This window comes from Paenibacillus camelliae, from assembly GCF_023715345.1.
GTDB classification, from domain to species: domain Bacteria; phylum Bacillota; class Bacilli; order Paenibacillales; family Paenibacillaceae; genus Pristimantibacillus; species Pristimantibacillus camelliae.
This window is the reverse complement of the sequence record NZ_JAMBNY010000007.1, coordinates 189,378-211,848: the sequence shown is the minus strand read 5'-3', so window position 1 is coordinate 211,848 and position 22,471 is coordinate 189,378. Positions and strand designations below refer to the sequence as shown.

At 42.4% G+C, this 22,471-nt stretch carries 18 protein-coding genes; 5 read left to right on the top strand and 13 right to left on the bottom strand.

All coding sequences use genetic code 11. The features are described from left to right. Positions 1-43 precede the first annotated feature (43 nt). A complete protein-coding gene (locus M3180_RS13600) occupies positions 44-805 on the top strand; it encodes a GNAT family N-acetyltransferase (RefSeq protein WP_251668370.1) in 762 nt (253 codons plus the stop codon). A 56-nt stretch (positions 806-861) separates the two neighbouring features. On the opposite strand, the gene M3180_RS13595 is transcribed toward M3180_RS13600, so the two are convergent. Continuing rightward, positions 862-1,740 carry a TetR/AcrR family transcriptional regulator gene (locus M3180_RS13595; protein ID WP_251668368.1) on the bottom strand — a complete coding sequence of 293 codons (879 nt, stop codon included), beginning with the start codon at positions 1,738-1,740 and terminating at the stop codon, positions 862-864. A 174-nt stretch (positions 1,741-1,914) separates the two neighbouring features. Between M3180_RS13595 and M3180_RS13590 the strand changes: the two genes are divergently transcribed. Then, on the top strand, positions 1,915-3,414 hold the full coding sequence (locus tag M3180_RS13590) for an MDR family MFS transporter (RefSeq protein ID WP_251668366.1): 1,500 nt from the start codon (positions 1,915-1,917) through the stop codon (positions 3,412-3,414). Positions 3,415-3,558: 144 nt separating this feature from the next. On the opposite strand, the gene M3180_RS13585 is transcribed toward M3180_RS13590, so the two are convergent. From M3180_RS13585 to M3180_RS13555, 7 genes are all read right to left on the bottom strand, one after another. Further along, positions 3,559-4,377, bottom strand: coding sequence for a DegV family protein (locus tag M3180_RS13585; protein ID WP_251668364.1), 819 nt, complete (start codon positions 4,375-4,377; stop codon positions 3,559-3,561). Between the two features lie 129 nt (positions 4,378-4,506). After that, a complete protein-coding gene (locus tag M3180_RS13580; RefSeq protein ID WP_251668362.1) occupies positions 4,507-5,304 on the bottom strand; it encodes a sulfite exporter TauE/SafE family protein in 798 nt (265 codons plus the stop codon). A gap of 427 nt (positions 5,305-5,731) precedes the next feature. Next, entirely contained in the window at positions 5,732-6,697 is a 966-nt protein-coding gene (locus M3180_RS13575; RefSeq protein WP_251668409.1) for a cation diffusion facilitator family transporter, read from the bottom strand. A gap of 130 nt (positions 6,698-6,827) precedes the next feature. Beyond that, on the bottom strand, positions 6,828-7,040 hold the full coding sequence (locus M3180_RS13570; RefSeq protein WP_251668360.1) for a hypothetical protein: 213 nt from the start codon (positions 7,038-7,040) through the stop codon (positions 6,828-6,830). Beyond that, the gene (locus M3180_RS13565; RefSeq protein WP_251668359.1) at positions 7,037-8,143 is read right to left on the bottom strand and encodes a GerAB/ArcD/ProY family transporter; all 1,107 of its coding nucleotides are present in this window, start codon (positions 8,141-8,143) and stop codon (positions 7,037-7,039) included. Before M3180_RS13565 ends, M3180_RS13570 begins: the two co-directional genes overlap by 4 nt. Positions 8,144-8,148: 5 nt before the next feature. Further along, entirely contained in the window at positions 8,149-9,327 is a 1,179-nt protein-coding gene (locus M3180_RS13560) for a Ger(x)C family spore germination protein (protein ID WP_251668356.1), read from the bottom strand. Continuing rightward, on the bottom strand, positions 9,324-10,982 hold the full coding sequence (locus M3180_RS13555) for a spore germination protein (protein WP_251668354.1): 1,659 nt from the start codon (positions 10,980-10,982) through the stop codon (positions 9,324-9,326). Before M3180_RS13555 ends, M3180_RS13560 begins: the two co-directional genes overlap by 4 nt. 306 nt (positions 10,983-11,288) lie before the next feature. On the opposite strand from M3180_RS13555, the gene M3180_RS13550 reads away from it, so the two are divergent. Both M3180_RS13550 and M3180_RS13545 read left to right on the top strand, forming a co-directional pair. Further along, complete coding sequence (locus M3180_RS13550) at positions 11,289-12,107, top strand: lipoate--protein ligase family protein (RefSeq protein ID WP_251668352.1); 819 nt, start codon at positions 11,289-11,291, stop codon at positions 12,105-12,107. Positions 12,108-12,345: 238 nt separating this feature from the next. Continuing rightward, positions 12,346-14,106, top strand: a complete 1,761-nt coding sequence (locus M3180_RS13545) for a glycoside hydrolase family 13 protein (RefSeq protein WP_251668350.1) — start codon at positions 12,346-12,348, stop codon at positions 14,104-14,106. Between the two features lie 116 nt (positions 14,107-14,222). Here the strand turns inward: M3180_RS13545 and M3180_RS13540 are convergent, their stop codons facing one another. From M3180_RS13540 to M3180_RS13525, 4 genes are all read right to left on the bottom strand, one after another. Beyond that, positions 14,223-15,962 carry an alpha-amylase family glycosyl hydrolase gene (locus M3180_RS13540; protein WP_251668347.1) on the bottom strand — a complete coding sequence of 580 codons (1,740 nt, stop codon included), beginning with the start codon at positions 15,960-15,962 and terminating at the stop codon, positions 14,223-14,225. Between the two features lies 1 nt (position 15,963). Beyond that, positions 15,964-16,803: a sugar ABC transporter permease gene (locus M3180_RS13535; RefSeq protein ID WP_251668345.1), complete on the bottom strand. Its 840-nt coding sequence runs from the start codon at positions 16,801-16,803 to the stop codon at positions 15,964-15,966. Beyond that, complete coding sequence (locus M3180_RS13530) at positions 16,800-18,113, bottom strand: carbohydrate ABC transporter permease (RefSeq protein ID WP_251668343.1); 1,314 nt, start codon at positions 18,111-18,113, stop codon at positions 16,800-16,802. The genes M3180_RS13535 and M3180_RS13530 overlap by 4 nt, the downstream gene beginning before the upstream one ends. A 118-nt stretch (positions 18,114-18,231) precedes the next feature. Further along, positions 18,232-19,557 (bottom strand): sugar ABC transporter substrate-binding protein, encoded by a 1,326-nt coding sequence (locus M3180_RS13525; RefSeq protein WP_251668340.1) that lies wholly within the window; start codon positions 19,555-19,557, stop codon positions 18,232-18,234. Between the two features lie 506 nt (positions 19,558-20,063). Between M3180_RS13525 and M3180_RS13520 the strand changes: the two genes are divergently transcribed. Beyond that, positions 20,064-21,092, top strand: coding sequence for a LacI family DNA-binding transcriptional regulator (locus M3180_RS13520; RefSeq protein WP_251668338.1), 1,029 nt, complete (start codon positions 20,064-20,066; stop codon positions 21,090-21,092). A gap of 278 nt (positions 21,093-21,370) precedes the next feature. Here M3180_RS13520 and M3180_RS13515 read toward each other — a convergent pair whose 3' ends face one another. Further along, positions 21,371-22,465, bottom strand: coding sequence for a hypothetical protein (locus M3180_RS13515; protein WP_251668336.1), 1,095 nt, complete (start codon positions 22,463-22,465; stop codon positions 21,371-21,373). Between the last annotated feature and the right edge of the window lie 6 nt (positions 22,466-22,471).

The following is a 22,471-nucleotide window of genomic DNA, read 5'->3' as shown; positions in this document are numbered from 1 at the left end:
ATTATAATGTATCATTATACATGTTCAAGAGGAGGGAATGAAGATGTCATTACCATTAAAGCATATTGAAGAGCTGAGCCTTACTCATTGGCCAGCGTTAAATACAGAATATATGGATGGCTGGAAGCTGCGCATGTCTAATGGCTATACCAAGCGTGCCAATTGCATCAGCACCATTCAAAGCTCCAGCAAGCAGCTACATGCGAATATTGCTGCCTGTGAGCAAAGATATAAGTTAATGAAGCAGCCTACTATTTTTAAGCTGACTCCATTTTCAGAGCCTGAATTAGATGAGACCTTGAATAGTCTTGACTATGCTTTATATGATCCGTCACTTATGCTGACCCTTTCGCTCGATCAGCTAAAGGATCAGCCTTCAATTCATGCAAGCCTAGAAGGTCAGCTTGAGTTCATAATTCAAGAGCATATTTCATTGCCTTGGCTCGAGCAATATTGCAAGCTAAGCGGAGTGAATGATGGGTATATCCCAACGATGATTGATATGATGGCTGCTATGCCAGGCAAGCTAATGCTAGCTAGCTGCTACGTTGACGGTGAGCCAGCCGCTCTTGCCATGGCTATTATCGACCAGGACTATGTAGGCATTTATGATGTTATTACGGCTGAAGCCTATCGTAATAAGGGCTTATGCAGCTATATGCTTTGGCAATTGCTGCAGCAATGCAAGCCGCACGCGTCCAAAAGCTATCTAGCAGTCGTTGCTAATAATGAGCCAGCGAAGCGTGTCTATGCGAAGCTGGGGTATCAGGAAGCATATACGTATTGGTATCGCGTAAAGGTATAACGTGTTCGTACGAAAAAAGAGTAGGCGTTGATGTAAACCCAACGACCTACTCTTTTCTATTGTCTTTGCTTAAGATAGCTCCAGGTTAGCCCCATAATCTCTTTCGCTTGATTATAAAGCGTTGTGTTGCGGAAAGCATCCATAAACGGTGAAAGCAGTGCATTGATAATACTTTCCCTAAGCTGTTCCCGCTCCAACTCCTCGATTAAGCCCTCAGTGAGCTCAAGCTGAGACTTAGTAAGCTTGGTATTCGCTATTAAATCACGATACAGAATAACAATTTCCTCTCGATTAAGCTGCTCCTGCTTCATATTGTTTTTGTATAGCTCGATTTTTTCAGGATCGAGTATAGCAGCTCCTTCATTCACCAAATTGTTGATAATATGGCGCAAATGGAGGAATACTGATTGTGCAACCTGTTCAGCATTCGTATTTCGCTGATTCATTGTTTTGGCAGTGAGCAATAAATGCTGATGCATAGCGTAATATAAAACTGCTGCCTCTATTGCATGTGGTTTCAGCTCATGTCCAAACACTTCGACGAATCGCCCAGCTAACCACTCGATCTCAAGCAGACGATAATTCAATACAACTTTTTTTAGCTCAACGTCACCTGAGTGCATAATCTCCTCGAACATACCACTAATGCCTTGCTGCTCGTTTGTTCGAGATAGCATCGTGATTTGCTTAATAAGGACATTGATGTCTTGTTCATCTTTCCCTAGTTGTATCTCATGTCTTTTAAGATCCGTTTCGGATCTTGCTTGCTGTAAGATCGCAGCAACACATTCATTTTTAGAGGAAAAATAATTATAGAAGGTGCCCTTAGATATTCCAGAGCGCTCGATAATATCCTGAATTGAGGTTTGCTGTATGCCTTTCTCTAGGAAAAGTGCTTTTGCATGATCAACAACCATCTTTTTACGCTTATTCACATCGTGCCCCCTTTTCCTACTTTTCATTAAGTATACCCATGTCACAAAACATTTTACAATATTTTTTGGACTGGTAGTATAAAAAAGTTGAAATTAATGAACCAATGATATAAAATCATCAAGTGACACAAATTTTAAAGCTAAAATAAATTTTTGATAGGAGCGTAAAATATAATGAGTGATACTTTACAACAGTTAAAGAAGCCACCCTATTTTATGTTAGGGATACTCTTTTTCGGGGCATTCGTTTCATTTCTTAATAACTCATTAATGAACGTTGCCTTACCGACCATTATGGCGGATTTGAATATCGAGTCCTATGCCACGGGTCAATGGCTTTCTACAGGCTATATGCTAGTTAGCGGTATTCTAATTCCGGTATCCGCTTTTCTACTTACCAGATTTACGAATCGACAGCTGTTTATTACGTCGATGCTCCTATTCACTTTGGGAACAGCACTTGCAGCCTTTGCACCTAACTTTAGTTTTCTACTTGCAGGCCGCATGATTCAAGCAGCAGGTTCATCAGTAATGTCGCCACTGCTTATGAATACAATGCTCATTAGCTTCCCTCGTGAAAAGCGTGGAGCTGCTATGGGGGTATTCGGTCTCGTTATGATCGTTGCTCCAGCACTTGGACCAACATTATCTGGGTATATCGTCCAATATTATGACTGGCGTCTATTGTTCGAAATGATCTTGCCATTTGCCATCATCAGTCTAATCCTTGCAATATTCAAATTCCAAAACATTATGCCGACACGTAAAGCAACACTCGATTACTTATCTGTCGTCATGTCTACGCTTGGTTTTGGTGGTTTACTTTACGGCTTCAGCTCCGCAAGCACAGACGGTTGGGGAGATCCAGTAGTTATTACGACGATTGCCGTCGGTGCAATTATGGTCATTCTATTCACTCTACGACAATTTAAGATGGAGCAGCCGCTGCTGAATTTATCGGTATACAAGCATCCAATGTTCGCGCTCGCATCGTTAATCTCTGTCGTTAACTCAGCAGCTTTATTCTCTGGTATGATTCTTACTCCTGCATATGTACAAAGCGTGCGCGGAATATCAGCATTAGATTCTGGTCTTATGATGCTCCCAGGTGCGATCGTGATGGGGATTATGTCACCAATTACCGGTAAGCTTTTTGATAAATTTGGACCGAAGGTGCTCGGGATTCTCGGCCTTGCCATTACGTGCGTTACGACGTACTTTATGACGTACTTTGATCTTGACACGTCGATTTCATACATCATCACGATTTATTGTGTGCGCATGCTTGGTATCTCGATGGTCATGATGCCGATTATGACAAACGGCTTAAACCAATTACCAACTCGACTAAACCCACATGGTACTGCAGTTAACAATACGTTAACTCAGGTAGCTGGTGCATTAGGTACAGCTATTTTCGTATCCATTATGAACTCTCGTGCTGAAAGCAGCATTACAGATCAATTTAGCAAGATTGACCTTACAACTATTACAGATATTGAAAAAGCTCAAATTACTCAGCTAGGTATGCTGGAAGGTATTCAATACTCATTCCTAATCGCAACTTTAACAACCGCTGTTGCATTAATCCTCACATTCTTCATTAAGCGAGTCGATGTGAGTGAATCCGCTGTTGCTCGTATGGAAGCAGAAGATGCTGCAGCTGCTAAGTAAAGCATAAGTAACACATAATATCAGTAGCTGCTGCATATGATATATTGGACACGGAAGTAACAAATGGGGTATCCAAGGTTAGTCTCTAACCATTGGATACCCCATTTGCTGTTATATAGCTATGCTATCTAGTACTAATACACCTTAAAAGGCTAAAATAATCCCTTTATCATTGGCATACAATGAGCTTACTCCGCCTGTTGGCACAACGACGATATCCTTAAACTGGAACCGTTCAGCTATCGCTTGCTTTAATCGGTTAGCCAAATCCTCATTGTTGCAATGCGAGATTACAGCATTCTCTCCGACCGTATTTTTTCCGCTATCGCTAATGGTATCAACAAGCTTTTTAACAATTTTCGTTTGCCCTTTAACATTGGAATAGCTCACAATATTGCCATCTCCATCTGAGCCAAGCAAAGGCTTAATATTTAACATATTGATAAGCTTTCCCTTAACCTTGCTTAAGCGACCATTTTTCATTAAATTATCGATATTATCGAGTACAAAATATGTTTTCATATGCTTAATAAAATCCTCTGTGCGAGAGATAATATCAGACTTAGCTAAGCCAAGCTGAGCGAGCTCATAAATTTTCAATACGATGAGCAGTTGACCAGCCGATGCACTTTTTGAATCAAATACATAAACATCATTTGAGGTTGATTCCATCATTTCTTTTCCAAGCATCGCACTTGAATATGAGCTGGAGAGTCTACTAGACAACGTTACTGCAAATGAATTCTCCGCTTGATCAAAGGCTTCCTGATATAACGCTGGAGCGGGAGCTGAGGAGCCGACCTTTCCAGTGCATGCTTTCATGTCTGCCATAAATTGCGTAAGATCCAATTGTTCATTATCCACAATTTCACGGTCGCCCAGCATTAGGTTTAATGGTATTTTAATTAAGTTAAGTTCCTTTATAAGTGCCTGTGTTGCATCACAGCAAGAATCAACAATCATTGAAAATTTAATTATGTCGCTCGCCTCATTTCTATCGTCTGACTTCTCTAGGTCTGTAGTTAGTAAATAGATTAATGTTATTATTCCGTAAACTATAACAGAGGTACATATACGATAGCAAATTTTTATTCAAGCGAATACAGATGACCAAATCTTTACAGCTGTTGCGGAAATAAGAACGACTAAAATATAGCGAAGCACCCTAGCATTAATCTTTGAACTGATTCTTGAGCCTAGTGGTGCGCCAATTAAACTTCCGATAATAACGAAAAGCGTAGGCATAAAGAGCAGATGTCCAGCGGATAGTTTGCCAATAACTCCACCTATTGCAGAAATAAAGACAATGGCTAAGGATGAAGCAATCGTTACTCTAATCGGTATCTTCATCACATTCAGCATTAACGGGATTAGAATAAATGCTCCTCCAGCTCCAACAATCCCTGATACAATACCTACTGTAAATGCTGATGCTATGGCTACACCCTTATGAAATCGAACCTCACCATCCACACCTTCTTTTTTCCCTTTATTCGGTATGAGCATTAGTAAGACTGCAACTATGGCTAAGATGCCATAAATGATATGGATCGTATAGCTGGATAGATATTGTGAGCTTAACCCGCCAATAAAGCTCCCCATTAATATACTGCTGCCCATATAAAGTACAAGTCCCCGATGAATGAGTGATTTCCCAGTTTTTTTCTGACTTTGGCGATAGGCGATGACTCCAGCTAGTGAACCAAAAAACACTTGAAACATACTGATGGAGGATACCTCCTGTGCTGTAAACTCAGCAGCTCCAATCATGGGTGGAACATATAATAATAAGGGATAATTAATTATTGCTCCGCCTATTCCTAATAATCCCGATAGAAAGGAAGCAATTAAACCTAGCGCGAGCAAAACTACATATAATATGACGTCCATTAGCCTCCTCCTTAAAAACAAAAACAATTAATGTAAAATTAACTCTAGACTTAAACGATAACTGCCTTTATAATAAAACCAAGTAAACAAGTTGGAAAAAGGTGATATGAATTGTGGAGCCTTCTAAAAGATATTTTTGCTAATAATTGTCCGCATTGTAATCAGCCATTGAAGGATGAGCGAACAGATTTAGGCTATATCAAATTTTGCCCTGACGGACATTATGAAGAAGAATCTAACTATCATCTTGGAGTCACCATTACCTATTCTGAACATCCGTAAGCGAGCACACCTTATGCTCGCTTTTTTTTATGCACCACTACTATGTATTGTAGTATTTGTTATCTGCTTAGTCACCCCTATAATTGAAAAGACCGCCGACCAACGCATCTGATTCGTTGATTGGCAGCCTGAAGTATTCCTTGCATTATCCAATTGGCGTTGAATTCACTTTTTCCCAAGTTGCAATCTGATCATCTTCCTCAAACTCAATGATTACATCTGTGACGCCTGGCATATTTTGTATATGCTGTTCGATGCTCTTCTTGATATTAATCGCTCTGCTTACTGAAATAGAGGGATCAATTTCTAGCTTCATTTCAATATGATAATCCTCTCCTTCCTTCATAGCGAATAAAGTCTTAATATCTTTGATATCCTCATTTGTAAAAATAAACGCAGCGATCTTGGCCTCCAGCTCATCATCTGCTTCTCCCAGAACACCCTTGGCATTATCTAAAAATACTCTGCCCACTACATAAAACATCATGACACCAATAATGACCGATGCAATTCCCTCTGCCGCATGAAATCCTACGTAAAATGACAGCAGAATGCCTATAATCGCAATAACACCACCTAATGTAGCGACCAAATCCTCCATAAATACAAGCTTGGTAGCAGGCTTTGCTTTGGAAAGGTTGGCGAAGCTTTTAGGAATGATAGACAATCCCTTTGCCTCAGCATTCGTTTCATGAATAACCTCCTTCATCGCTTTAAACATAACGAAGGCTTCTAATATAACTGCTGCGGTAAGTACAGAAATGCTAATCCATATTCCTTTCGACTCCGTTGGCTGAAAAATATGATGAATGCCTTCCTTGATCGCCTCATAGCTCATAATGCCAACGATGATGACCGCGAATAAAAGCACTAAGTTAACAACTCGTCCAAAGCCATTCGGGTAGCGATCATTGGGACGCTTCTTAGATAGAGCACTACCAACAAACACAAATAATTGATTGGCAGCATCACCCAACGAATGCATTGTCTCAGCAAACATAGCCACATTGCCTGTAAACATGAATGCAGCTCCCTTAATAAGGGAAATAATCAAGTTTACGATTGCAGCAATCCCTGCTGATTTATTCCCTCTCCTTAACAAGCTCATCATATTCAAGCTATTCCTCCTACTATGTACTCGTATAATATTCACTTCATTTACTTACATCTAGTATTACGTAACACCACCATATTTATGAATATCAACCTTTATTAAATTGTTTTCTAAGTCGCCTGAGCACTTACTTGAATAATAAGATGCTTTCTATTGGGGCAAATAAAACCTTAATTATTGTAATTAGCTGAAACTCATCCTTAAAGTAATACAGTATTTCACTGGCAATAAGCATGAAACCATATAGCACTACATAAGGCTTGATCGGAACACTGTGCCGCTTCATATAATAGACCTCATAAGTAATGATCACAATATAGGCGATAGCGATAATTATCATAGACTTTCTTCCTCCATTTGTTGTCTCCTGTTTCTCATCACATCGATAACATAATATAGAAGCGGTATGAGCTGAGAGATATAGACGCATGTGCTAACCCCGCCATTATGCATACTAAAAAACTGCGTGTGAGATTGAGCTAAACATATCGTACTAACGATAATAAAAGCACAGATCGGATAAATGAGAGGTTTACTGTATTTCAGCTTTAGTATTCGTGACAGCATGTGACTAATAACGAACAAGATAAAGCTGAGCTTAATAAAGATACTAACGAGCCAAAGCGCAATAATGATCGGATCAAGCGTTTCTAGATACGACCCACTTTTTATTAAACGAATAATGTCCAGCTCCGGATAGTTTAAGTTTTGGGCTAGATCAGGACCAAGCACGATGAGAATCGGTATGAGATGACAGATTACCATCAATGCAGCTAGCATCGTAAAACGAATGGTAGTCTTTCGTGTATAGGACGCCTGACTGATATAGGGATATATATATAAGATGAGTGATGCTTCACCAAATATCGAACCCAGGTGGTAAGCCGTCGGCCAGGCTTCTTTAACTGAAGCAATCGTAGCAAAGCCTCGTGCCAGAAACCATTCCATATTCGAATGGACGAGGTACGGAATAATAATAAAGGTAATCATGCTTAAATAGAACATGCCTTCTGCTGCTCTGAACATTGATTTAATACCGTAGCGTGCCATATAGGATATACATAGCCCACATAATCCGAGAATAATCCATGAGGGAGTCCCAGTTAAATAAAACTGTAAGAGTAAGTCTTGAATTTCCCATAAATTAATCGCTACGAGTAGAAAATTAGTCATAATAATAAAAGCCATCAGCGGGTAATGCAGCCAGCGGGTCACAATGTCAGCACCATAATGAACAAAGAAAGCATCAGGTCTGCGCTTGGCAAATGCAATAGAAAAGAAAGTAATCACTATACCTATACAGGCCCCGATGAGCACACCAAGTGGAGCACTATACCCGCTTTGCTGTAGTACGATCCCGATCATAAACATAATAATGGTCGTAATAATATGAATGGTAAAATATTTGTACATCTGTTTTTGTGTTACAACCTTGGTCGTCATGATTGTTAATCTCCCTCATTATGTTCAATAAATTGAGACTTAAACGATCTAACGGTGGAGCCTTTGCGTCGAATACGGATATCGGAATCGATGTCGATCGCGAGTTGATCGCGATAGTATTCGCGCCAATGATCTTTAATTTTTCTCCACTCCTGTGGATATTTCACCATCATATACCGATCAAAGTGGAAAACATCAGCACCGGTTTGCTGTATGATGAGCATCGTGTCAGCATGTAATTGATCAGAAAACTGATCGATTCTATCTTCAAGCTTTTTGACTTCCTCATAAATTGCGAAGTTCATTGTCGAATTGTTGCTGATCGCTTCAACCTCAGAGGTTGGCTTAATCAGGATATGATATTTTTTTTCCTTCTTCACAATTTTCGTTTTCACATCAACTGATGTGCTGTAAAGCCCGATCCATCCATTTTCCGTTGGTGACTTAATACTAAAGAAATAGTTCCCTAGTTGATTCCGTATACTTTGGGCAGCTGAGGTCTGATCCGGCGTTAAAATTGGCTCAACCAGCTTCCCCTTTTTTATAATGGCAGCTCCACCTGTCCCAACAGTAGAAGACTTACCAACCATCGCACCTTCGGTAGTATTAGAAAAGTTTATTATCGGCAGCAGACCATCTCCGCCAGATGCCTTTGACAGCATAAAGTCTTTAATCGTCGTTTGCAGCGCGGTACGATGCTCAACATATTTATTTAATATGGAGATAAAAAAGCGTTCAGACGTAACAGTCGCTTTTGCTACTTCATCCTTTGCATAGCCATCAACTAAAAACATGTTCGTATTCATTCTGATGTTAGGATTTCTTGCAGCGAGCTCCAGAACAGGTGTTATTCCCTCTTCAGCAAATCTTCTTCCAACAACAATATTGCGATTCTGCCCAATATTAGCCCGTCTGGACAAATCACCTTGCACCTTCTGCATGGCTTCCTCCAAAGTTGGGGCCGTCCGACTGAAATAGCCAAAAACTTCTCCACCAGAGGCCGATCCACTCGTTTCCCCGCTTGCTAAATTCGTTGTAAGAGGAACACCGAACGTCACTTCAATTCCGTCATCATTACGATCTATAATTAATACGCCAATGAAGGCTTGATCATTGAGCTCTTCCGATGACCAGCAACCTGTAAGCATCATAAGAAGCAGTAAGGAGATTATGAGCTTTCTCATTCCAAATCCTCCTGTTCGAGTTTCCAGCCTCTAGCTTGTTTCTTTTGGCGATTTCTATTATTTGGCGCGGCAAAGGACGGCCGTTCATTCATTCGCCACCAAGGTGCACGCATCCAAACATCCTTCGCTGAATCACGATTAGAAGGAGCCATAGGTGTTAGATACGGCACACCGAAGGATTCTAGATTTAGGGCATGTGTATAGATGAGAAACATTCCGCATGCTATGCCAAAAATTCCAAATGTTCCGGCCAGCAGCATGAGCGGAAACCTCATTAAACGAAAGGATAGGCCTAGATCAAAGCTAGGTATAATAAACGATGCAATGCCAGTAACAGAAACAATAATAACCATGGCTGCAGATACAATCCCTGCTTGCACAGCGGCTGTTCCGATAATAAGCGCCCCAATAATAGAAACCGTTTGTCCTATCGATTTTGGAATGCGTACCGAAGCCTCGCGCAGCGCTTCAAATGAAATCTCCATTATAAATGCCTCGAGTAAAGCGGGAAAAGGCACAACCTCACGTGCAGAAGCAACGGTTACTAATAGCCTGAACGGTATCATTTCAGCATGAAAGGTCGATATCGCAATATAAAACGATGGCAGTAAAAACGAGATAAACAAAAATAAATATCGGATATATCGTATGGCTGTAGCCGCAACAAAGTTTTGATAATAGTCCTCGGAGGATTGCATCTTTGAAAATATCGTTGTAGGTGCCAATAGTGCGATTGGAGTATTATCAACCAGGATTGCGACTCTTCCCTCTAGAATTGACGAGCTAACGACATCCGGTCGCTCTGTATATTGAATTTGCGTAAATGGCGAGGAGGATCGATCTGTGATCGTTTCCTCAATCTGACTTGAGCTTAATACACCATCAATATCTAGATAGCTGATCCTCCTTCTTACCTCATGAATTAATGAATCCTTACAAATTCCTTCCATATAAGCGAGTACAACTCGCGTTGACGTATGTCTGCCAAATGTGTACTCCTCTGTTTTAAGCAAGGGACTTTTAATTCTGCGCCTTAGTAAGCTGATATTGACACCGATGTCCTCAATAAAAGCTTCTCGCGGTCCTCTTAGTACCGTTTCATTAGGTGCCTCTACAATTGATCTAGTTTCATAATTCGCATAGGGGAGAACGAGCATTCGCGGCTCACCCTGGAAAAGTAAGATTCCATAGCCTTGAAGGATGGCTTGAAGCGCATCAGCTGCACGATCAACCCAATGCAGCTCTGTTACAGGCAGCTGATTACGAGAAAACAAATACTGTGTTAGCTCATCCTTCATATAAAAGACTTTGCCAAGCAAGGGCTCTAGCAAGTTCCGTTCTGCTTGCTTAATATCAAACATTCCGCTCATATAGATAAGGACACAAGAATGCCCATAATCTACTGTAAATTCATGAAAAACGACTTCAGCGACTCGCTCCAGACGAAGCTTAAACCACTCTAGACGAGGAGCTAGTTCTGGGCTAGAAGCAATAGACTCCTGCTGCTCCATTGCATCTTGCTTCATTTGTTGATCTTGCTGCTCTCGTTGAGTTAGCTGCTCTAGCTGACTCTGTTGTTGCATTTGTTCATTCTGCTGCTCTAGCTGAACTAGCTTCTCTCTCTTCTCTTTCTCCTCTTGCTTCACTTTGTTCACCGCCGTTTCCAAGATGATAAAGATAGTTTGAACGAATTACAAAAATTTATGACTAAAATATAATTATTCATAATAAAAAATGCCCTCGTAAGTGAGGGCACCACATAAATTAATTGCAAATAACGTATAGTTTAATTTTTTTATTTATTATTTTTATTAGCTATTACTCAAATTTAATTAAGTATTTTTTTACGACCCTATATCGTTTAGTTCTGCTTTTGTTTTCTATGCTTGCTAAACTTATATAGCTACATTCGTCCAGCTCTGGTAACATAATTATAGTAGCTTCAACTTTGGAGGGATTGCATGACTCAACCAAGCATCGCCACTTGGGCAAGCGATATGATCATACTTGATCGCAGCGATCAGATTGAACCCATCGATCCAATGCGATCCTTTGCCCTTGACGAACTGCTCTGTAAGGATGCTGCACGCAGCAAGCTGAGCATATGCCATATATGGCGTCATCCTCAAGCCTTTGTACTTGGACAGCGCGATTATCGTCTGCCTTACGCCAAAGAGGCAATGGATTGGCTAAGCTCCATTGGGTATATGCCAATGGTACGAAATTCAGGTGGAGCAGCAGTGCCTTTGGATCTTGGCGTCATAAATCTTTCACTTATCTTCCCAATTGTTAGCCCGTCCACGAGCTTTCATCATGATTTTTCACGTATGACACAGCTTATTCGCGAAGCACTTGCTCCTGTTAATACAGCTGTCGACGTTGGGGAATTCTCAGGAGCCTATTGTCCAGGGGATTACGATATGAGTATTAATGGGCTAAAATTTTGTGGCATAGCACAGCGCAGACAGCTCCATGCTTTTTGTGTTCACGCCTTTGTTGTAGCAGATAAAAAAGGCAGTGACAGAGCCTCACTCGTTCGTCAATTTTATGATCGTGCAGCGATAGGAGCACCTGAGCAAAGCTACCCGTTAGTAGCTGAAGCCAGCACTGCCAGCTTAGAGGAGCTGCTTGGCATGGGTACACAAGCGTTCATTACATCAATTAAAGAGTGTATAAGAGCCTATTCCTCAGAGCTAACAACGTCTAGCCTCATTCTACCTGACGATGAGCAAGTAATTGAGATGGCTGGGCGGCTTAGAGCACGTTACGAAACCCGTTAATTTTTTAGCATTATTTGCAAATTTGCACTATTCCAAATAACCAATATATAGTATAATTAAAATGTTGAGAGATACAATAGAAAGGCAATGCTACCGTAAACCATATGTTCCTATGCTTTGCGAGAACATTGATTGGAGAAGGTACAACCTCGGACTTATATGCCCAGGTTGTGCCTTCTTCTTGTTTTATCAGAGAGTTTACTGCTCTACCCATAATATGACAAGGAGAGTGAATGGAATGCTGCGTGAAGCTGTATATCATCGTCCAAAACAAAACTGGTCATATGCTTATGACCAACGTACAATACATCTGCGAATCCGCACCAAGAAGAATGATTGCGCTATTGTTGAAGCGATTGTAGGTGACAAGTATACCTGGGACTCAACGATGGATATCGTGTCCATGCGTATATTTGCACAGGATGAGCATTTCGATTATTGGGAAACAACGGTTAAGCCGCCATATCGCCGGCTGCGCTATGCTTTCCGACTAACAGATGCAAGTAATGAAGAGCAGCTCATATATACCGAGCGCGGTTTCGTAGATGAGCTCCCAGACAATCCGAATACTTTTTTTGACTTCCCATTTATTAATCCAATCGATGTGTTCGAGCCACCGGCTTGGGTTAAGGATGCTGTGTTCTATCAAATTTTTCCTGAGCGCTTTGCATGCGGTGATCCTTCGATCAGCCCAGCAGATGTTGAGCCTTGGGGCGGTAAGCCTACGCCGACGAATTTCTTCGGTGGTGATCTTCAAGGGGTGCTCGACCATCTTGATCATATTGCAGAGCTTGGGATCAATGCGATTTACTTTACTCCATTATTTGAAGCAACGACGAATCATAAGTACGACACACAGGACTATTTAAAGGTAGACCCGCACTTTGGTACGAATGAACAGCTTAAAGAGCTCGTTGACGCATGTCATGCTCGCGGAATTCGAGTACTGCTGGATGCTGTTTTCAATCATTCGGGACGTACCTTTGCACCGTTTGTCGATGCACAAAAGAATGGCAAGCAATCCAAATACGCAGATTGGTTCCATGTACGGCAGTGGCCTCTTCAGGTTATTGATGGCATACCTACCTATGATACCTTCGCGTTCGAGCCGCTCATGCCGAAGCTTAATACGGAGCATCCAGAGGTTAAGCAATATCTGTTTGAGGTAGCGCGCTATTGGATTGAGGAGATCGGGGTCGATGGCTGGAGATTAGATGTAGCCAATGAAGTCGATCATCAATTTTGGCGTGAATTCCGAAAGATTGTTAAGGATGTCAATCCAGAGGCATATATATTGGGAGAAATCTGGCATGATTCATTAATGTGGCTGCAGGGTGATCAGTTTGATGCAGTGATGAACTACCCTTTCACTAACGCTGTACTGGATTTCTTCGGTCATCAAAGTCTCGACGCGAAGAGCTTTACACATGCGATCGGTCATCAGCTGGCTGCCTATTCTCAGCAAGTGACGGAGACAGCGTTCAACCTGCTCGACAGCCATGATACACCTCGTCTGCTAACGATCTGCGATCATAATGAAGCTGCGATGAAGCTGGCAGCTTTATTCCAGCTTACGTATCCTGGTACGCCTTGCATATATTATGGAGATGAGATTGGATTAGATGGCGAAGGTGATCCTGATTGCCGTAAATGTATGGTGTGGGAGCCAGAAAAGCAAAATGCTGAGCTGCTAGATTTCTACAAGCAGCTAATTGCTCTGCGTCATCAGCATCCAGCTCTGCGCTCAAGTGATATCCGCTTTATTCATGCTGGTAAAGACGAAGACGGTACGCTAGCCTATGAACGTCTAGCAGAAGACGAGCGCTTACTCATCGTGCTGAATGCTCGTGCTGCTGAAGCAAAGCTTGATATTCCAGTTGAAGCGTGGTCCGTTCTGTTTCAGAGCGGTGAAGCTAAGCTGCTTCCAGCAGGCAGCAAGCGAGCAGATCAGCTCACCGTTGCCTTACCAGCATACAGCTTTATCGTACTGAAAGCATAACAATCATTAGCATAGATTAAGTAACTACAAAAAAGTATGGAATCTTCTATAACTACAGGAGATTCCATACTTTTTCATTTAGGTTAGCAATAGCTAGCAGTACACTATCTGATCTATTAACGTAAGATAACGGTGCTATATGGCGGCAGCTGCAGTTCAGCACCGTTCAGCTCAGCTGATGCAGCTGTTGTGTGTAGCAGCTCATCGAAAGCACCATACTCTGAAGCTTGGTTCAACTCTGCCTGCTGCTGCTCGCCAGATAAATTGTGCACAACCAGCACACGATCGTTCTCTGTTATGCGTAGATACAGGCTCAGCTTACTGTTTGCTTCAGCGAGCTTATATTCTGCAATCGCTCCGTTCTGCAGAGCTGGCTCGTTATTGCGCCACTCGATTAGCTTTTTGTAATGCTGCAGCAGCGATGCCTCGTCCTGCTCCTGCGCTTCAACTGAGATCACTGCTGGATCAGGATTATGACGCGTCACCTGCCAGGTCGTCTGTCCTTCTCCTCCCGCTGAATCTGCATACCAGAGCATTGGCTCACGAATGTATTCATCCGGCTTTGCTCCCTGCATGCCGATTTCCTCACCATAATATAAGAATGGTGTACCTGGCAGTGTAAGCAGCAGACTTGCCGCCATCTTCGCATGATCGGCATGACCACCTAACACCGTCATTATGCGATTCTGATCGTGATTGCTAAGAAAAGGCGCATCGACAAATTTACCATTAGAGGCTTGCGCGTAAAAAGCATGCGTACGGCCTAGTGAATAAGCGAGATCCGGGTCTGTTTCACCAGCTGCTGCGCCTAGCAGGCGATCAGCCAGATCGAAATTAAATGCCGAATCAAGCGCCTCATCGAAGTAAGGGCCGATCACGGACATCGAATCCCATACTTCACCGATTAAGAATGCATCTGGCTTTACCTCATTCATACCTTGCCGGAACTCCTGCCACCATGCATGATTGGCCGCTTGAACCTCTGGCTTATGCACGGTTGATTTGAAGTCACCATAAATATGCTTAGCTGCATCCAGCCTAAAGCCGTCCAGTCCCTTCTCTAACCAAAATTGACCGATGGCAATTAGCTCTTCTCTTACCTTAGGCTCATCAAAATTAAAATCTGGCATGCCGCCCCAAAAGATACCAAGGTATTTGGAATCACCATAGCTGTGCCATGCGCTTCCACTGCCAGCCGCGCTATCTGAGCTTGTTGGTTCATCTCCAGGAACAAAGTGATACCATGAACGATACGGACTGCTCGGGTCCTCAGCTGCATCCTTGAACCAAGGATGCTCACTGCTCGAATGATTCACGACAAGGTCCATAATGACTTTAATATTACGCTTATGCGCTTCATCAAGAAGCGTCGTAAGATCGTCCATCGTCCCGTATTCTGGATTGATCGAATAGTAATCCGTTGTATCGTACCCATGATAGCTAGGTGAGCTATTTATGGGCATAAGCCAGATACCGCCAACCCCGAGCTCCTCCAAATAATCAAGCTTAGCGGTTACCCCATTCAGGTCACCAACACCGTCACCATCACTATCATAGAAGGAACGAACAAAGATTTCATAATATACTGTACCAGGCTGCTCAACGACAGCATACGGCCCGTTTTTGCTAGCTGATTGCTTGGTTGTGCCTTGTTCCTTCACAGATGCTCCCTCAGCCTGCTCCTTATCAAGCTCATTACTCTGCTGCTCATCGGCATGAGCTTGAGCTTGAACTGCTCCCTGCTCATTGATCGTCACCTTATTCGACGAACATGCAATGAGCGTTAGAAGCAGCAATAATACGATGACACGCTGCAACCATGTTCTCCAATGATTCATATTATTATTTTGCATCATATTATCCTTTTGACGCCCCAGACGTTAAGCCTTGTACGAGGAAGCGTTGCAGGAAGATGAACAGCAGTGTAATCGGAATGGCAATTAACACAGCCCCTGCAGCAAACAACGTAAAGTTACTGTTTTGATATGATGCGACTAAGTCCCACATACCAACAGCTAGCGTCCAATTTTCTTTACTGCGCAGCACGAGTCTTGCAAAGATAAAGTCTCCCCATACCCCAGTAAATTGCGTTAAGGCAACATACGTAAGAATTGGCTTTGACAGTGGCAGCATAATTTTCAGAAAAACCTGCATATGACTAGCACCATCAATACGTGCTGCTTCATCTAGGCTTCTCGGAATCGTATCATAGTAGCCCTTTACGACAAAGCCGCCAAGCACAGAGCCAGCAGAATAAACAAGAATGAGTGCAGCATGTGTATCCAGTAGATTCAATTGCAGCATTAAGATGAAGATCGCGATCATGCTCATAAAGCCAGGGAACATCCCTAGTATTAGCATCGATGTAAGCATCGATTTGCGTGACTTAAAGCGAAACCGTGACAAAGCATACATACTAAGCGTTACCAATATGGTGGAGAATAGCATCGTAAGCGTCGCGATTTTTAGTGTATTGAGATACCATTTACCGTATTGAAAGCTTGGATTATTAAACAGCTCACGATAATGAGCAAGCGTGAACGTCTCTGGGATGAGCGTTGGACTGTATAATGAAGTACCCGGCCTTAACGAGGACAGAACGACCCATAAAGCTGGATAGATACAGCACACCGCGATGGCAATTAAAATCACATATTTTAGTGCAGTCAGGATATAGTTTGATTTTCGGTTTGTCATTGTACCATATCCTCCTCTTTATATGAGCGTGAGCGACGATAGCTCCAGATCGAAAGTGAAGCAACGAGTAAGAAAATAATGATACCAATTGCCGATGACATATTGAATTTACTATTGTTAAGCGTCAGCTTATATAGCCAAGTAACAAGCAAATCAGTACTGCCGGCATATTGATAATTACCGTTGACCGGATCACCGTTCGTCAATAGGAAGATGACGTTAAAGTTGTTGATATTACCTGCAAATTGCATGATGAGAATTGGAGCCGTCGAGAATAGAATAAACGGCATTGTAATAATTTTGAATTTCTGAAAGCCTGATGCCCCATCTACATCAGCAGCTTCATATAAATCCTTTGGAATCGCTGTCAATATACCGAGAATCAGTACCATCGACACTGGAATACCTACCCACATATTAACGATAATAACGGTTACCTTTGCCCATAGTGGATCGGTAAGCCAAGGCAGCTTCCCTAAGCCAAAGTAGCTTAAATATTGATTAATTGGACCGAATTGACCATTGAACAAGTTACGCATAACTAGCAGTGAAATCAGCTGGGGGATTGCATACGGAATAATGAAAATCGTTCTCCATAGCTTCTTAAAGCGAATTCCCTTTGATTCAATGAGCAAGGCTACGAGTATACCGCCAAAGTATGTCGTAACTGTCGCCAGAACTGCCCAGATTATTGTCCAAGTAAATACACCAACAAATGTACGACTCCATGTTTTAAGCGTTAATAAATCTTTAAACGTCTGGAAGCCTACCCAATCCACAAGTGAGGCTGGTGGTATGTGATCAGGTGAAGAGTAGTTGGTAAAGGCTAATAGAATCATGAAAATGATCGGCATAATCGTTAGCAGCAGCACACCAGATACCGGCAATGCTAACAACAGAATCGGAAACTTTTTATCGGTAATATATGCCCAGGTTTGCTTAAAGTTAGCTGGTGTTTTCCCAGCATCTCGCTCGCCGCCTGTACGGTAAGCATCCTTGATGCTCATGCCATATACAGTTAAATAAATCGCTAAAGCAAATATCGTAATGAGGCCACCAATTAATAAATAGATGGAATGATCCCCTTCTACAGGGACCATCAGCCTTCCAACCTTTTCTAGCCCTTGAGTTTTTTCTCCTAAAGTGACGATGCCCCAGATCGCCGTGCCTAAATTAGATATAAAGTAGCTTAGTGCTGCTGCGTTAAACACTAGCAGCAATAAACCTTTGATCCACTGTCTGTTATATAGCTGCCCTAGCCCCATACAGAGAACAGACAAAATCGTTGCGGCATTGCGGTGTCCATTCATTGCGCCCGGCTCCTTTCCGTACGAAACGTACCATCAAGCATCAGTTCTCATCGATTCGTAAACATCGGTTCACCCGTCGATAGCTATCGACGGGTGATGACCGAGCGTCACTGCATGTTTACTGAGCTCCGTTGTTCGCATCTTTAATTTGCTGAACTGCGTTATCAAGTGCTGTTTTCGCATCTGCACCGTTGTTCCATACCTCAGAGAACGCTGATGCAATTGGATCCCACACATTACCCATTTCAGGAATTGCAGGCATTGGAGTCGATTGCTCGAATTGATCTAGGAAGCCTTTCACGATTTCATCGCTTGTTACTGAAGGGTCATTGGCCGCTTCAATATTTGCTGGTAGCGCACCAGTAATTTCAAAGTTTTTCAATTGTGCTTCCTTCGTAGAAGCAAAGTGTGCAAATAGACGAGCTGCGATTGGATATTTCGTAAAGTAGTTTACGTACCAAGCTTTAATTCCTGAGAAGGAAGAAGCTGGCTGTCCGTTAATATCAGGAAGCTTTGCTACACCGAAGTTAATGCCTTCATTTCTGTAATCACCAATTGTCCAAGGTCCGTTAATATCCATTGCTAACGTACCGCTCGTGAAAAAGCCCTTCTTAATATCGTAGCTAATATCACCAGAGTTCATCGGAAGCAGCTTCTCTTTTAATGAGCCGTAGTACGCTAAGCCTTCTACTGCACCCGGTGTATTTAGACCGATATCGTCTTTATCCTGACCGTTATTGCCATACACATAACCGCCAGTGGAAACAAACGGATAGTTGAAGTAGAAGTTACCTACTTCCCACATAATTGCAAATTTATTGTTGGCAACATCATTATATGTGCTCGCAAACTCTACAACCTCATCAAAGGTTTTAGGGACCTCTGTAATAATATCCTTGTTGTAGAACAACGCATAGGTTTCAACAGAACGAGGATAGCCGTATAGCACGCCATCATACGTTACCGCATTCACCGCGATTTCAGAGTTTGCTGTTTTCGTTTCTTCTTCGTAGAAATCATTAGGTAGAACAAGACCTGCCGTTACCGCTTTACCTAGATTGTCGTGAGGGAAAAGCACAACGTCTGCACCAAGACCTGCAGGACCGTCTGTCATTAGCTTATTAACCTGGTCACCTGCGCCAACTTCTTCAAACTTAATTTCAACACCATATTTTTCAGTAAACTCTTTAGCGATCGCTTCTACGAATGGACGCTCTTCTTTACTTTCCCATATAAGCAAAGTTGCGCCTTCCTCTGGTACAAGCTCCTCGATAGCTTCATCCGCTGCATTATTACTGCTGTTGTTTGAATTATTTGCCGTATTCGTTGTTTCAGGAGTATTTGTCTGCGTGTTTCCTCCTGTGCTTCCTCCGTTGTTGTTAGAGCCGCAAGCAGCCACAAAAAACAGAGCAACAATCATCGTTAAAGTCAGTAGCTTTTTCATTCTAAGTATTCCCCTCTCAAAATTGTATACTTAAAAACTTAACTAACTGATAGATCGCTTAAATCAGCCTTGTATCGACTTTTTTATATGACCGGTTATGTATCGTAGTAGGACGGTTACGTGATGCAAGGTACGTGATAAATTAGGTGTGCGATTCACGGTGTAATCACATATTGTGCAATCTAGCGCAAACGTTTGTTCAAAATTCAACAAAATATCCTACTCATCGTGAATTTTTCCTGTCGATTCGACCTCTCACGATACAAGCTGAAAATGTAAGCGTTCTATTTGTGTCATTATCATACAACACGCTGTGCAATTTGTTAAAACGTTTGCATAGCTCAATATTTGGAAATATAGCCAATTTACCTGCTGTTTTCTTTCGTTTTCTCTAAATTAGACAGTTTTTCACATTTGTTAACCGCTTACATTTGTTATATATTAACATCCGTAGATGTTCATAGACTTATTAGTTTTACATTCGTAAATAAAAAGGAGCATTTCCTATGGTAACGATAAAGGATATTGCAAAGGCTGCAGGTGTCTCACCCTCTACGGTATCGAGAGTGATCTCTAACCATGATCGAATAAGCAGTGCCACTAGCAGTAAAGTGAAACGTATTATGGAGGAGATGGGCTATCATCCAAATATTATGGCGAAGAGTCTCGTCTCAAAAACAACCAAAACACTTGCGATTATGCTGCCTCGTCCAGCCGAGGAGCTATTCAAGGATTTCTTCTTTGGAGAGCTGCTACGAGGGATTCTGACACAATCGACGCTAGCTGGTTATGATATGCTGCTAGCTGCTGCTACATCACCGCATGATGAAAAGGAAACCGTTTCTCGTCTTGTTTTTGGCAGACGTGTAGATGGAGTTATTCTATTGTCCTCGCGCCCTAATGATCCTCTCATCTCCATGCTCGATAAGGCAAAATTCCCTACCGTTCTTATAGGTCGAACAGATGAGCATCCAGATATTCTATCCGTTGATAACGATAACGAGCAGGCTGCTTACGAGGCTACTCGACATTTAATATTGCAGGGGCATGACCGTATTGGATTCGTAAGTGGTCCTCCGAACCTAACCGTATCACTTGATCGCATGGCAGGGTATCGCCGTGCCATGCAGGAGCAAGGCTTGGAGCTTCGACCAGAGTGGATCGTGGAAGGAGAATATTTGCAGCATGGCGGGTATCGTGCGATGACCTTTTTAATGAATTTGCAGGAGCGTCCAAGTGCACTGGTTGTCATCGATGATGCGGTTGCCTTTGGTGTCGTTCATGGTCTAACGGAGCTTGGCTTCAAAGTACCTGATGATATGTGCGTCGTGAGCTTTAACAATATCGCTCTATCTGAGCTTGCGTCTCCGCCAATTAGCTCGATTGATATTGGCACCTATCAGCTCGGCTATACAGCTTCACAGATGCTGATTAGAAGAATTACGGACCAGCCATCCGTTCACCAAAACCGAATTATTATCCCGCATCGTTTGATCGTACGTGAATCATCGCTTGTGTCGCTTTCACGGAAGTGATATTCAGCGCTCCGCAAATGGTGCGGCTGCAATTGCTGTTCCCCTCTGATTTCACAGCGCTCCGAACATGGATTGGTTACAATTGCTGTTCCCCTCTGATTTCTAGAAGGATATCATTTGTAGAAATCAGAGGGCAAAGGCAACCGCTTCGCTTTTCCACCATATCCATGTTCTCCGCTGGAGCGGTTTTGGGTATCGCTTCGTGGGCTCTCCATTTGCCTCGCTGGAGCGGTGTCGTGCGGTTGCTTCGTTGTGCCCTCACCATTATTCCGCTACTTCTAAATTTCTGTAAAGGTTGCGTCGTATAGTCGGAACATTGTTTTGTAGCCGGACTCATCGACTTTTATGCCGACATCTAGCTTACCTGTTAATTGTAGTGGCTTAGAGGTGTAGCGAAGCTTTACGTCTTCATCGACAAATACGATCATAATTTTGTTCCAATAGGTTTCATCCCCGTTATCGAATGGGCATTCTGCTCCTGGCTCGGGTATTAGCAGGAACCAGTTTTTGTCTAATGACAGTACCTCGCCCATAAAGCCTTTGATTTGCACTGTTGCCGATTTTTCAGATAAATCCCAAAACGTGTTCGATGGCGTTGTTTGATCCTCGTTATCGAAAAATTCGCTCCAATAGATCTCATTTTTCCCTTTTGTGGAGACAGTGCTTGAGGTGTCACTTGATTTACTACTTGTGGCGTTACTGCTTAATACATCGCTTGGTGCATTGATAGATTCATCGTTTGCTGCGCTGCTTGGTGAATTGTTGCTTGTTTTACCACTTGGCGTGTTGACTGGTGTGCTGTTAAATTCTTCATTTACAGCGCTAGTTTTTTCATCGTTTCGTGGGCTACTTGCTTTACCACTTGATATATTGCTTGATTTACCACTTAATGTGCCCTTTGTTGTGTCGCTTACTGCTTCACTTCCTGCCTCGATCTGATCGCCTTCTGCCTGTTCCGCTGCAGCTGCTGACATCTTTCTTGCTTGAATTTCCTTTAAGCTCATCTCGACGGTTTGATTTTTATTCTCGATACGACTATGGTCTACAGCATCAGTGGTAGATGCATTAAGTTGTTCCTTTGCAGCATCGTGCATAGATGCGTCTTGCTGCTGACCTTCATCTCGTTTCTCTAATTCCAGATTCACTGCTTCTTCTTTTTCTGTTTCTAGCCCTAGCTGCATTGTTTGTTGACGTTCTCCCGCTTCATCGTCGAATTGAGCTGAAGCAGTCCTTTTCTTAGACTCACTAGCTGAAGCCTCGATAGCATCAAAAAATGTACTTGAAGCAGCTTGTTCTTCCTCCCCACAGCCTACTAATAACGTGATGCAAACGATGAATGCTGCACAATATAGCATAGGTTTCCGTATATTCATACTACT